This window comes from Falsochrobactrum tianjinense (assembly GCF_019100495.1).
In the GTDB taxonomy this organism is placed as follows: Bacteria; Pseudomonadota; Alphaproteobacteria; order Rhizobiales; family Rhizobiaceae; genus Brucella; species Brucella tianjinense.
On the sequence record NZ_JAHRVA010000007.1, the window covers coordinates 77,240 to 89,999 of the forward strand.

Consider the following 12,760-nt stretch of genomic DNA (forward strand, 5'->3'; position numbering starts at 1 on the left):
AACCACAATTTCCGGGAAATCACGGCCTATATATATTTTTTTTGGTCTCAGAGCAAGAAAAGTGCTGCAATTGTCTCCACGGTGTTGAAAAGCACCTGTTCTATCACGCAATATCCAGCACGATCTTGCCGATATGCTTGCTACCTTCCATGCGTTCATGCGCCCGCCATGCATCTTTCAGCGAGAAAATCATATCCATGACGGGGGCGATCCGTCGTTCTGCCAGAAGCGGCCAGACTTTCGCCTCCAGTTGACGTGCGATCTCCGCCTTGAACGCGACCGGGCGCGGGCGCAATGTCGAGCCGGTATGGGTCAGACGCTTGGTCATCAATACGCCGACATTGGCCGTTGCCTTGGCACCGTTTAGGAATGCGATCTGCACAATGCGTCCATCCTCTGCCGCCGCCTTGTAATTGCGATCAACATAGTCGCCGCCCACCATGTCGAGAATGACATCCGCGCCGCGGCCATCGGTCGCCTCTTTCACAGCAGCGACAAAATCCTCGTCGCGATAGTTGACGACCCTGTCCGCGCCCAATTTCAGGCAGGCTTCGCACTTCTCGTTTGAGCCTGCCGTCGTAATTACATGCGCGCCAAATGCCTTGCCAAGCTGGATTGCCGTAGTTCCGATGCCGGAAGAGCCCCCATGGACCAGCAACGTTTCGCCGCTTTTCAGTCCGCCACGCTCGAAAACATTATGCCAGACCGTAAAGAAGGTTTCAGGGATCGCCGCTGCTTCGATATAGCCGTAACCGGTCGGCAGCGGCAGCGCATTGGTCTCGTGCACAACCGCATATTCGGCATAGCCGCCACCGGCAAGCAGCGCCATCACCTGATCGCCCATCCGATAGCGCTCGACACCTTCGCCAAGCGCTACGATGTCTCCGGCGATTTCCAGCCCCGGTATGTCGGACGCGCCGGGCGGCGGCGAATAATTTCCCTGCCGTTGCAGCACATCGGGCCGGTTCACCCCGGCAGCACGCACGCGCACCAGAATTTCTCCGGCCCTGGGTTCAGGCATGGAGCGCTGTGCGGGGCGCAGCATATGCGCGCCGCCCGGTCCGGCAATCTCGATTGCTGTCATCTGGGAAGGCAATTCGGCCATCATCGTCAAACTCCTGTTCAATCCCTCGTCCGTCATGGCGGACACTGCTCCGCATTATGCCTGTTCTGGAAAGAACTTGCCCGGAATTAGGGAAATCATCATCGATTTTCATGAATATATATGCGAAGATTCAAGGTGTTAAATCTTTTCTCGGCGCCCAGGCGTATAAGGGGCGCGTCATTGACTTCGGAGGACGGTCATGAGCGGTTTCGATGAGGATGTGATAAAGCCTCGCCATAGCCTGATACTGAGCGAGGAAGAATTGTCGCTGCTTTCGCTGACAGAGATCGATCAGCATATTGCCGTGCTGCAATCCGAAATAGAGCGGCTCAAAGCGGAGAGACTGAGAAAAGGCGACAGCCGAGCCGCAGCGGAAGCGCTCTTTCGGTAGTCTACGCAACAAAGCCATTCTATAATTCCGGGAAAGTTCATTGCGCATTTACATTCAGATTCTGGCCCTTCTCTGCGGAACAGCCTTTCTTCTGATCGCTTCCGGCCTGCATGGGCTATTGCTGCCATTGCGCGGCGGCATCGAAGGCTTTTCCGTAACTTCGCTGGGCCTGCTCGGCACCACATGGGCAGGCGGTTTCGTCGCCGGTTGCATCTTCGCACCTCGCCTCGTGCGCCGTGTCGGACATGTGCGCGCCTTCGGCTGTTTTGCCGCGTCGGCGGCCATTATCGCTTTGCTATCCGGCATCTATATCGATGCGACAATCTGGATTCTCCTGCGTGCTTTCACCGGCTTTTCCATGGCTGGCGCTTTCATGGTCATCGAAAGCTGGCTCAATGAGCGCGCCACCAACGATTCGCGCGGCAGGATTTTCGGCTTCTATATGATGGTCAATTACGGAGCTACTATGGGCGGGCAAATGCTGGTCGCCGCCGGGGATGTGCATGCGGATCATCTGTTCATGGTGACTGGCATATTCTTTTGTCTGGCTCTCATTCCCACCGCCATTTCCACCGCAGTCAGCCCCAAGCCGCTTACAGAAGTACAACTGGACCTGAAGGCACTCTACCGTAACTCCCCCGCCGCTTTTGTCGGCTGCATCTTGATCGGAATCGCCAATGGCGCATGGGGTACGCTCGGTGCGGTCTTCGGCGCGCAGTCCGGCATATCAACCACTGAAATCGCCCTGATGGTCAGCGCCACCATCGCCGCCGGAGCACTCATGCAAATTCCGGTCGGGCGTATTTCCGATCTGGTGGACCGGCGCTTCGTGCTTGCAGGCGTTGCCGCGCTCGCAGCCTTCGTCGGCCTCCTCGCCTTCATTATCGGCCCCTCCAACGGCACACTCATCATCACCATGACGGGCTGTTACGGCGCGCTGGCCTATGCGCTATATCCAGTCGCTGTCGCCCACGCCAACGACCATGCATCATCAGAAAACTTTGTGAAAGTATCGAGCGGCCTGCTTCTGCTCTATGGTTTTGGCACTATGCTCGGCCCATTGCTGGCGGCTATTGCCATGGATATTTTCTGGCCATCGGGCCTCTTCGCCGTCACCGCCTTCGCCCATATCCTGATTACGGCCTATGCGCTGTTCCGTTCTCGCCAGCGCGCATCGGTGCCAAAGGAAGAAAAAGATCAATTCAAGAGCATGCCAGCCAGCCGCAGCGCCACACCTGAAGTCATGAAACTGGACCCAAGATCGGATATGGAAAGCTGACCATCATAGTCGGCGGCTGCGATACAGCCGCCTGACTTGTTTTATTTTTCAGAAAATTTCAGGATTCCGCTATTAGTGGTGAGTTACTTGAGTTCTCAATTTTTCAATCTGCTCTTTGAGCACCAGCTTCTTGCGTTTGAGAGATGCGACATGAAGGTTATCCATTGCCGGTGACGCCAGGGCTTCGGAAATTTCCTGTTCCAGAGCGCCGTGCTTCTTTTCGAGCGTGGCAAGATGGGACTCGATAGCCATCATCATTTCTCCTTTGATTAATTTTCCGTCGGATGGTCCGATGCAGCGCACCCGCAACGCCTCATCCGCATTACCGCGCAGCCATCTGGCAATCCTGCCTCCCAGCTACCCAGTTCCGACCGCCATGAACCGCAGGTTCAACGACCGCCGTTCGTGACAGAACCATGACAGTTTGGCATGAGTTTGGTGTAAAGTCGAATTTGTCATGGTAGCATTTTCCAATCTCGGAAAATATGGTAAGGGCTTCGCCCGTAACAGGCGATAATGAGCTGTACTCGATAGTTCGGCACGGCCTGTAACGTCACTCTGAACAGAACGGGGCAAGCCGCATGTCCGATCAGGAACAGGCCGAAATCAGATTGGCCGTAGCGCGTCTGAAACAGGAACACGCGGATTTCGATGCTGCCATCAACGCCATGATGGCTATGGGCTGTGACCAGTTGCGCATCCAGCGCATGAAGAAGAAAAAACTGGCAATCAAGGACAAGCTTCAGGAAATGGAAGATCAGATCATCCCCGACATTATCGCCTGATCTTCCGATCGCGCATTCTTGCAGCCGGGATTCACCCGGCTTTGTTTTTCATTCCTCAGCCAGCCAATACGGGAAAATCGATGAGCGCCAGTGCAGACATAGCTATTATCATGGGCAGCCAGTCCGATTGGGAAACCATGCGCCATACGGCGGAAACGCTGGATGCGTTGAACATTACCTATGATGCCCGCATCGTATCCGCCCATCGCACGCCTGATCGTCTGGTTGCTTTTGCCAAGGGCGCGAAGGCGGAAGGTTTCAAGGTGGTGATCGCCGGTGCTGGCGGCGCAGCGCATCTGCCCGGCATGACCGCTGCAATGACGCCCCTGCCGGTTTTCGGCGTGCCCGTGCAGTCGAAAGCCCTGTCCGGCCAGGACTCGCTGCTCTCCATCGTGCAGATGCCCGCTGGCATTCCCGTCGGCACACTGGCCATCGGACGCGCAGGCGCGGTCAATGCTGCCCTTCTTGCCGCAGCCGTTCTGGCGCTTCATGATGACGATCTCGCTTCCCGCCTCGATGCCTGGCGCATAGCCCAAACCGAAAGCGTGGCAGAACGTCCATCCGATGAGATTTGATATGACTGAGAACGCTCTGAAGCCCGGCTCTACAATAGGCATTATCGGCGGTGGCCAGTTGGGCCGTATGCTGGCCATGGCCGCAGCCCGCCTTGGCTACCGCACGGTGATTCTGGAGCCGCAGCCCGATTGTCCGGCAGCACAAGCAGCAAACCGCCAGATTGTCGCCGCCTATGACGATCCGGCCGCTCTGGATGAACTGGCAGCGGCCTGCGATGTCATCACATATGAATTTGAGAATGTCCCGGTAAAGGCTGCCGACAGGCTTGCGGAAACAGCGACCGTGCTGCCGCCGCCTGCCGCCCTTGAAATCTCGCAGGATCGCTTTACCGAAAAGCAGTTCCTCAATGAAAGCGGCATTAAGACCGCGCCATGGCATCTGGTTGACGACGAGGAATCACTTATTGCCGCTCTGGGCGCGCTCAATGAGCGCGGTATTCTCAAGACCCGCCGCCTCGGCTATGACGGCAAGGGACAGGTGCGCCTGACCTCGCTTGACGAGACACAAGCTCGAGACGCGCTTGAAGCCATCAATCTTGCCCCCGCCATTCTTGAGGGCTTCGTCGCCTTTGAACGCGAAGTCTCCGTGATTGCCGCGCGTGATCGCAGCGGCAATGTAGCGATCTTCGATATTGCCGAAAATGTGCATAAGGACGGCATTCTCGCAACTTCAACAGTTCCCGCCAGCATCTCCGCGCAGACGGCGGAAACTGCCCGCAAGGCCGCGGAAAAACTTCTCCACGCGCTTGATTATGTTGGCGTGCTCGGCCTCGAATTTTTCGTCCTTGAAGACGGAACGCTGCTTGCCAACGAGTTTGCGCCCCGCGTTCATAATTCCGGCCACTGGACCGAAGCCGCCTGCGCGATCTCGCAGTTCGAGCAACATATCCGCGCGGTCGCCGGTCTGCCTTTGGGCAATACGGACCGGCATTCAGACTGTGTGATGGAGAATCTGATCAGCACCGATGTCGAGAAAGTACCCGCGATTCTATCGCAACCCAATGCCGTCCTGCATCTCTATGGAAAAAGTGAAGCGCGTCCGGGCCGCAAGATGGGCCATGTGACCCATATAGCGCCGCGCGCACCTCTTGCTAAGTGATGAATCCGCGTATTTTGCCGCAAAGCCCGCACTTGCGGCAAGTTTTTCGGCTCTTGCATCTGTGAATCTGCCGCGTAGGAGTTGACATTTGACCGAAACTTTGTGTATTTCGGCCAACCCTTCAGGCACATATCCGTGTCTGTGATCAATTGGCGCCTCGGGCGCCTGTTTTTATGACGCCCGGCGGCATCTTCCTGTCGATGGGCCAACCAGACCGGTGATTGACATGAAGATCAAGAACTCGCTCAAAGCGCTCAAGGCCCGTCATCGCGACTGCCAGCTCGTTCGCCGCAAGGGCCGCGTTTACATCATCAATAAGACTGCCCCGCGCTTCAAGGCTCGCCAGGGCTAATCTTATTTGGCATTTTGCATTTGACGTTTCGCTGCGCATGATAAACATTATGCGCATGCGGAACGCTTTTGCATATTTGAACCCTGTGGCGGCTTTTATCGGCTTTGGAGCCAGCCTGCTCCTCGCCATGTCGGCACATGCGCAGACCAGACCTGCCCTCTCGACGCCGCCTGCCCTCACCGCGCCGCTTGTTCCGGTGCAGATTGGCCCGGACAGTGAACAGAAGTCCGCTCAGGCAGCATCAGAAGCACAAACTGACGAAGAGCGCCTCGACAAGCTCTTTACCGATCTGCGCCGTACCAGCAATGAGGCCAAGGCACGACGCATCACCGTTCAAATCAATCGCATCTGGTCGCAATCGGGCAGCGCCACCATTGATCTGCTGGTGCAATGGGCCAATTCGGCCATGCTTGAGCGTCGCTATGTGCCAGCGCTCGATTTCCTCAATGAAGCGATTGCACTCGACCCTGACTATGCGGAAGCATGGAACCGGCGTGCGACAGTCTATTTTCTGCGCAACGACTATGCGCACGCCATGTATGACATCAATCGTACGCTGGCGCTGCAGCCGCGCCATTATGGCGCGCTGACGGGCATGGCGGCGATCCTGCGCGCCCGCGGCTTGAAGGAACAGGCTCTGAGAGCCTACGAGAAGGCGCTGCTCATCAACCCGATGATGCGTGATGCGCAAAAAAGCTACATTGATCTGACTGAAGAACTGACTGATACCCGTACTTGACCCTTGGTATAAGCTGAAACGAAAACGCGCCCCCGAAGAGGCGCGTTTTGCTTGAATCGCGAGCCGATCAGATTGCCGACTGGCCGTCAGCACCGATATAGGCGATGCGCAGCATATTGGTCGCGCCGGGCGTACCGAAGGGCACGCCTGCGGTGATAATGATGCGATCTCCCGCCTTGGCAAATTTTTCCGTATAGGCGATCTGGCACGCATGATCGACCATACCTTCCAGCTCTTCCGCATCATGCGTTACCACGCAATGCAGGCCCCATACCAGAGAAAGCCTGCGAGCGGTATCGACCACCGGAGAAAGCGCGATGATCGGCGTGCTCGGACGCTCGCGCGCCGCACGCAGGCCGGTCGTGCCAGAAGCGGTATAGGTGACGATAGCGGAAAGCTTGAGAGTTTCAGCAATCTGGCGCGCAGCCAGCGAAATAGCGTCCGCACCGGTCGGCTCGGGAATAGCGCGTTGCGCATCGATTATGGTCGAATAGGTCGGCTCCTGCTCCACCTTTTCTGCGATACGGTTCATGGTAGCGACCGCTTCAACCGGATATTGGCCGGAAGCGGATTCTGCTGAAAGCATGATCGCATCCGCCCCTTCAAACACTGCCGTCGCAACGTCGGAAACTTCGGCGCGGGTCGGCACAGGCGCGGTTATCATCGATTCGAGCATCTGCGTTGCAACCACCACCGGCTTGCCGGCACGACGCGCCTTGCGGGTGATCTGCTTCTGGATGCCCGGAACGCTTTCAAGCGGCATCTCGACGCCAAGATCGCCACGGGCAACCATGAGGGCATCCGAAAGCTCGATGATCTCGTCGAGACGCGTGACCGCCTGCGGCTTTTCAATCTTTGACATCAGCCCAACCTTGCCGCGGGAGATCTTGCGCACTTCCGCAAGATCTTCCGGGCGCTGGATGAAGGACAGCGCCACCCAGTCGATTTCTTCCTTGAGAACGGCCTCAAGGTCCCGGTGGTCCTTTTCGGTCAGCGCGCCGACGCCCAGCGTCGTGTCCGGCAGGCTTACGCCCTTGCGATCAGAAATACGGGTGCCCGAAACCACCTTGCAGCGGATCGACTTGCCGTCACAGACTTCTGCGACCAGATGCAGCCTGCCATCGTCAATGAGCAGGCGATGACCGGGCTGCACGGCTTCCAGAATTTCCGGGTGAGGCAGAAAAACACGGTTTTCATCGCCAGGTTCTTCATTGTTATCGAGCGTGAAAGTCTGGCCGGGAACGAGGTCGACCTTGCTGTCTCTGAATTTTCCAACGCGCAGCTTGGGGCCTTGCAGATCGGCAAGAATGCCGATGGGACGGCCCAGTTTCTTTTCCACATTGCGGATACGCTTGACGAGTGTTCGCATCAGATCGTGATCGGCGTGGCTCATATTGATGCGAAAAACATCGGCACCGGCTTCAAAAAGCTTGGCGATGACAGCTTCTTCACCTGACGCCGGACCCAGCGTGGCGAGAATCTTGACCTTGCGGTTGCGCTTCATTGATTATTCGTTCCTGTAACTGTGGGGTTGTCCAACGGCGCTTCATCGGTGAGCTGCACCATCCAGCTCGACTGCTCGCCAGTATCGTATTCCTGAAAGCCGTTGCGCTGGAAGCCGCGCGCAAAACAATCCTGAACGCCTGTGATACGGAATTCCTTTTCCGCCACACACATGTTCACTTTTCCTTCCCAGCGTCCGCCGCTTTGGGAGTCTTCGGCATAGATATAATAATAGCGTGAGGTAAGCGGGCCTTCGATCAGCGTCTTGCAGGTCGAGCCGTCAATATGCCACCAGCCCTCCGTCACCCAGCCCGCCTTGGCGCGATAGCCGATAGCGACACCGACAAGATTCTGGGTGGAATTACACACTCGAAAATCGGCCCGCGCTTCCATAGACGTCATGCCCATTGCACCCATCAGCACACTGGCAAACAAACCAAGAAACAGTGGAAGTCGCATTCGCCGAACTCCTTCAGCCCGCAATCGCTTTTGCCTCATCAGGGAAATCTTCTCCCGTCGCTCCCTTTTCGGCAGTTTCGCCTTTGATGTCAACGCAATCCCATAGAGAACCAATAAGCTAGAGCATTTCCAGCAAAAGTGTGTAGCGGTTTTGCGTCCAGATAATACGACAAACAAATACCTGGAGCGGGTCCAAAAATTCCTTTTAAACAGGAACCGCTCTCCCGCAAGAATGATCGTTGCAATCCCGGCTTTCTCGTGACAGATCTGGGCTGTTCTTCCTTGCGGCCCGGATAAGTCTTGATGTTATTCAGGGAAATCATTCCATGTCATTTTCGCCTGCCCACCTGATCGGTGGCGATTTCAGCCTTGGCCTGTTTCTGACCGCCGACCATGGACGGCGCGATCTGCCCGCCGAATATGGTACATTAGGCTTGGCAAAAAGCGAATTCGACCGCCACATCGCTTATGATATCGGCGTCGAGGAATTGACGCGGCAACTGGCCCGTCGCCTTGGCGCGCCCGCAGTCATGGGCGGTTTTTCCCGCCTGCTGATTGACCCCAATCGCGGCGAGGACGACCCGACCCTTATCATGCAATTATCCGACGGCGCGGTCATCGCCGGCAATTACCCCATATCAGCGGGCGAACGCGAAAGACGGCTCGCGCGCTTCTATCGCCCCTATCACGATGCGGTTGCCCGTATGAGCGCCGGGGTCAAGGCTACCAGCGGCAAGGCGCCCTTCATCGTTTCCATCCATTCGTTTACCCCGCACTGGAAGAAAACGGCCCGCCCCTGGCATATCGGCCTTCTGTGGGACAGTGATCCACGCGCCGTGGCGCCGCTTCTTTCTATGCTACGCGAAAATCCCGACCTCATTGTCGGCGACAATGAGCCATACGACGGAGCCCTGCGCAATGATGCCATGTATCGCCACGCCACCGCCAATGGCTATGCCCATGTGCTGATTGAGGTGCGGCAAGATCTGATTGCCGATGAAAAGGGTGCTGCCGAATGGGCGGAGCAACTCGCGCCGTTGCTCGCCCGCATCAATGCCCATTCCGAAATTCACGAAATCCGGCATTTCGGGTCCCGCACTGGCCCGGTCATCTGAACGGCTTTGCCCGCTATCCACAGGCATTGCGTCGCAAAACAGTGCCAGCCATCGAAAAAATGCTTAATTTTGGCTGCGACTCACAGGACAAACATTTCCGACTTTCGGCAACAGCCTTATTACTCTAACTCAACCATTCATCATCGACTTGTATTGGAGAAACCCGTGAGCGACGATATTACCAGCGAAGCCCAGACCATTGCCGTTGGCCAGTTGCGTGCTTTCATCGAACGTATCGAGCGTCTGGAAGAAGAAAAAAAGACCATTGGTGACGATATCAAGGAAGTTTACGCGGAATTGAAGGGTTCGGGATTTGACAGCAAGGTCGTAAGAACCATTATTCGTCTGCGTAAAAAAGAAGACCATGAACGTCAGGAAGAGGAAGCCATGCTCCAGCTTTATATGGATGCACTTGGCATGGGCTGATTCTGCCGCCCTCCCTTCCTGAAATCGTAACCCTACGAATCCATCTGGATTCACATTCAAAGGAAGGGGATTGGGTCCATGGAGTTTAGAAAGCTCGGACAGACTGAGCTCGAAGTTTCGCCGCTGTGTTTTGGCGGCAATGTTTTCGGGTGGACGGTTGATGAAGCGACTTCGTTTTCGCTGCTCGACCGTTTTGTCGATGCGGGATTGAATTTCATCGACACGGCGGACGCCTATTCCTCGTGGGCGCCCGGCAATATCGGCGGCGAATCCGAAACTATCATCGGCAACTGGCTGAAATCCCGCGGCCTGCGCCATAAAGTCGTCATCGCTACCAAGGTCGGCTCGGAAATGGGTCCCGGCGAAAAGGGCCTCTCTCCCGCCTATATCCGCAAAGCCGTCGACGCCTCCCTTAAACGGCTGCAAACCGACTATATCGATCTCTACCAATCCCATTGGGACGACCCCGAAACACCTTTCGAGGATGTGCTGGGCACCTATAAGGAACTGATCGAAGCTGGCAAGGTGCGAGCTATCGGCGCTTCAAACCTTACACCGGAACGTCTCTCCGAAGCGCTGGAAACGGCGCAAAAGCATGATCTGCCGCGCTATCAAAGCTTGCAGCCGCTTTACAATCTCTATGATCGCTCAGATTTCGAAAACGGGCTTGAGGCGATCTGCCGCGATAACGGACTGGGCGTCATCCCCTATTTCTCCCTTGCAGCCGGCTTCCTTACCGGGAAATACCGCTCAAAGGATGATCTTGGCCAGAGCGCACGCGGCGGGACGGTGGAAAAATACCTCACCGACCGCGGATTGCGCATTATCGCGGCGCTCGATCAGGTGGCCCGCGCCAGAGATGTCACGCCAGCCCAGATCGCTATTGCCTGGCTGATCGCCCAGCCGTCGATAACCGCACCGATTGCCAGCGCAACCCGCTCCGCCCAGTTGGGCGAACTGATTGACGCAATGCAGATCAAGCTTGATGCAGAAGCTATCGCGCTCCTCAATAAAGCCAGTGCCTGACAAGCAACAGACAGTTGGAAGGGATTACCCTTCCAACTCTTCCCTTAGCATCTCCAGCTCCAGCCATTCTTCTTCCATGACCGAATGCTCGGCGCGCTTCTTTTCCAGATAATCGGCGGTCTTTGCAAAAAGCTCCGGGTCCTTGGCGTAAAGCTGCGGATCGGCCAGCTTCTCTTCCAGCACGGCTATTTCCTTTGCCAGTGCATCCATCTTGCCGGGTAAGGTTTCGAGCGCGAATTTCTGCTTATAGGAAAGCTTGCGCTTCTCTTCGCGCTTTGGCGGCGAAGCCTCTCCGGCCTTGTCATCGGCACGCGTAGCAGCCGTCTTCACATTGCGCCGCGCCAGGGCTTGCTCCTTGCGCTGTGCCATCATATCCGCATAGCCGCCTGCATATTCGAGCCAGCTTCCGTCGCCTTCCGGCGCAATGACTGACGTAACGGTGCGGTCGAGAAAATCGCGGTCATGGCTGACCAGAATGACCGTGCCGGGAAAGCCTGCGACCAGTTCCTGCAACAGATCGAGCGTTTCCATGTCAAGATCATTGGTCGGCTCGTCAAGAATGAGCAGATTGGCAGGTCGCGCAAGCACGCGTGCGAGCATCAGGCGCGCCCTTTCGCCGCCCGAAAGTTCGCGAATCGGCGTTCGTATCTGTTCGGGCTGGAACAGAAAATCCTTCATATAGGACACGACATGGCGCTGTTCGCCATTGACGACGAGGCTTTCACCACGCCCATCGGTCAGATAATGCGCCAGCGTATCATCCAGATTGAGGCTCTCACGCTTCTGGTCGAGTTCCGCCATTTCCAGATTGACGCCAAGCCGCAAGGTGCCTGAATCAGGCGCCAGCTTGCCAGTGAGAAGCGACAGAAGCGTGGTTTTTCCCGCGCCGTTCGGTCCGACAAGACCAATGCGGTCGCCACGCTGCACGCGCGTCGAGAAATCCTTCACCAGCACGCGTTCGCCATACGCCTTGTTGAGGCCCTTTGCCTCGATCACCAGCTTGCCCGATTCTTTTACATCACTCGCCGCCAGCACAGCACTGCCCTGCGCCTTGCGGTGATTGCGGAATTCGGCGCGCATCCCGTGTAATTCGCCCAGACGGCGCATATTGCGCTTGCGCCGCGCGGTGACACCATAACGCAGCCAATGCTCCTCACGCACGATCTGGCGGCCCAGCTTATGCAGATCACGCTCTTCCTCTTCGAGAATCTTGTCACGCCACTCCTCGAAATGCGCAAAGCCCTGTTCGATACGGCGCGTGATACCGCGATCCAGCCACACCGTCGAGCGGCTGACATTCTCAAGAAAACGGCGGTCATGGGAAATCAGCACGATGGCCGAACGTATCTGCCGCAACTCGTCTTCCAGCCATTCGATGGTGTTCAGGTCGAGATGGTTGGTCGGTTCATCCAGAAGCAACACATCGGGCTGCGGCGCGATAACCCGCGCCAGTGCGGCGCGGCGCGCCTCCCCGCCCGAAAGATGATCAGGTTTTTCCTCGCCAGTCAGCCCCAGATGTTCGAGCAGATAGGTCACGCGATGCGGGTCGTCCGCCGGACCAAGTCCCGCTTCGACATAGGTGCGCACATTGGCGAAACCATCCAGATCAGGCACCTGCGGCAAATAACGAACCGTCGCGCCCGGATGCTTGAACACTTCTCCCGAAGTCGGCTCCACCATGTTGGCGGCTATCTTGAGCAGGGTGGACTTGCCCGAGCCATTGCGGCCGACCAGCGCGATCCGATCACCCTCACTGACGGAGAGCGCGGCTTCTTCCAGAAGCGGCGTACCGCCAAAGGTAAGTTTTATCTGATCAAGACGAAGAAGCGGAGGTGCCATGGTTCTCTTTGAAAAATGCCGTTGAAAATTCCGCCCTGCTTGTCGGAGACAAAAGCGGTTATGTCAA

The 12,760-nt window shown here is 56.7% G+C and carries 15 protein-coding genes; 10 read left to right on the forward strand and 5 right to left on the reverse strand.

Translation table 11 applies throughout. The annotated features are described in order from the left end of the window. Positions 1–103: 103 nt before the first annotated feature. Positions 104–1,108: an NAD(P)H-quinone oxidoreductase gene (locus KUG47_RS14735; RefSeq protein ID WP_217678737.1), complete on the reverse strand. Its 1,005-nt coding sequence runs from the start codon at positions 1,106–1,108 to the stop codon at positions 104–106. Positions 1,109–1,304: 196 nt separating this feature from the next. Between KUG47_RS14735 and KUG47_RS14740 the strand changes: the two genes are divergently transcribed. Together KUG47_RS14740 and KUG47_RS14745 are read left to right on the forward strand one after the other, a co-directional pair. Then, the gene (locus tag KUG47_RS14740) at positions 1,305–1,496 is read left to right on the forward strand and encodes a DUF1192 family protein (RefSeq protein WP_217678738.1); all 192 of its coding nucleotides are present in this window, start codon (positions 1,305–1,307) and stop codon (positions 1,494–1,496) included. A 40-nt stretch (positions 1,497–1,536) separates the two neighbouring features. After that, a complete protein-coding gene (locus KUG47_RS14745; RefSeq protein WP_217678739.1) occupies positions 1,537–2,775 on the forward strand; it encodes an MFS transporter in 1,239 nt (412 codons plus the stop codon). Between the two features lie 72 nt (positions 2,776–2,847). Here the strand turns inward: KUG47_RS14745 and KUG47_RS14750 are convergent, their stop codons facing one another. Continuing rightward, positions 2,848–3,030, reverse strand: coding sequence for a YdcH family protein (locus tag KUG47_RS14750; RefSeq protein WP_217678861.1), 183 nt, complete (start codon positions 3,028–3,030; stop codon positions 2,848–2,850). A 326-nt stretch (positions 3,031–3,356) separates the two neighbouring features. On the opposite strand from KUG47_RS14750, the gene KUG47_RS14755 reads away from it, so the two are divergent. From KUG47_RS14755 to KUG47_RS14775, 5 genes are all read left to right on the forward strand, one after another. Then, positions 3,357–3,560, forward strand: coding sequence for a YdcH family protein (locus KUG47_RS14755; protein WP_217678740.1), 204 nt, complete (start codon positions 3,357–3,359; stop codon positions 3,558–3,560). A gap of 80 nt (positions 3,561–3,640) precedes the next feature. Continuing rightward, positions 3,641–4,135, forward strand: a complete 495-nt coding sequence (purE, locus tag KUG47_RS14760; protein ID WP_217678741.1) for a 5-(carboxyamino)imidazole ribonucleotide mutase — start codon at positions 3,641–3,643, stop codon at positions 4,133–4,135. Between the two features lies 1 nt (position 4,136). After that, complete coding sequence (locus KUG47_RS14765; RefSeq protein WP_217678742.1) at positions 4,137–5,234, forward strand: 5-(carboxyamino)imidazole ribonucleotide synthase; 1,098 nt, start codon at positions 4,137–4,139, stop codon at positions 5,232–5,234. 226 nt (positions 5,235–5,460) lie between these two features. Next, positions 5,461–5,586, forward strand: a complete 126-nt coding sequence (gene ykgO / locus KUG47_RS14770; protein WP_002967908.1) for a type B 50S ribosomal protein L36 — start codon at positions 5,461–5,463, stop codon at positions 5,584–5,586. A 127-nt stretch (positions 5,587–5,713) separates the two neighbouring features. Next, positions 5,714–6,325: a tetratricopeptide repeat protein gene (locus tag KUG47_RS14775; RefSeq protein ID WP_422718098.1), complete on the forward strand. Its 612-nt coding sequence runs from the start codon at positions 5,714–5,716 to the stop codon at positions 6,323–6,325. Positions 6,326–6,392: 67 nt separating this feature from the next. Here the strand turns inward: KUG47_RS14775 and pyk are convergent, their stop codons facing one another. Together pyk and KUG47_RS14785 are read right to left on the reverse strand one after the other, a co-directional pair. Next, the gene (pyk, locus tag KUG47_RS14780; protein WP_217678744.1) at positions 6,393–7,829 is read right to left on the reverse strand and encodes a pyruvate kinase; all 1,437 of its coding nucleotides are present in this window, start codon (positions 7,827–7,829) and stop codon (positions 6,393–6,395) included. Next, a complete protein-coding gene (locus KUG47_RS14785) occupies positions 7,826–8,287 on the reverse strand; it encodes a DUF1036 domain-containing protein (RefSeq protein WP_217678745.1) in 462 nt (153 codons plus the stop codon). The genes pyk and KUG47_RS14785 overlap by 4 nt, the downstream gene beginning before the upstream one ends. A gap of 326 nt (positions 8,288–8,613) precedes the next feature. Between KUG47_RS14785 and KUG47_RS14790 the strand changes: the two genes are divergently transcribed. From KUG47_RS14790 to KUG47_RS14800, 3 genes are all read left to right on the forward strand, one after another. Beyond that, on the forward strand, positions 8,614–9,402 hold the full coding sequence (locus tag KUG47_RS14790; RefSeq protein ID WP_217678746.1) for an N-formylglutamate amidohydrolase: 789 nt from the start codon (positions 8,614–8,616) through the stop codon (positions 9,400–9,402). A 165-nt stretch (positions 9,403–9,567) separates the two neighbouring features. Further along, entirely contained in the window at positions 9,568–9,828 is a 261-nt protein-coding gene (locus KUG47_RS14795; RefSeq protein WP_007876730.1) for a DUF2312 domain-containing protein, read from the forward strand. A 78-nt stretch (positions 9,829–9,906) separates the two neighbouring features. After that, positions 9,907–10,854 (forward strand): aldo/keto reductase, encoded by a 948-nt coding sequence (locus tag KUG47_RS14800; RefSeq protein ID WP_217678747.1) that lies wholly within the window; start codon positions 9,907–9,909, stop codon positions 10,852–10,854. A 24-nt stretch (positions 10,855–10,878) separates the two neighbouring features. Here the strand turns inward: KUG47_RS14800 and KUG47_RS14805 are convergent, their stop codons facing one another. Further along, positions 10,879–12,693 carry an ABC-F family ATP-binding cassette domain-containing protein gene (locus tag KUG47_RS14805; RefSeq protein ID WP_217678748.1) on the reverse strand — a complete coding sequence of 605 codons (1,815 nt, stop codon included), beginning with the start codon at positions 12,691–12,693 and terminating at the stop codon, positions 10,879–10,881. Positions 12,694–12,760 lie beyond the last annotated feature (67 nt).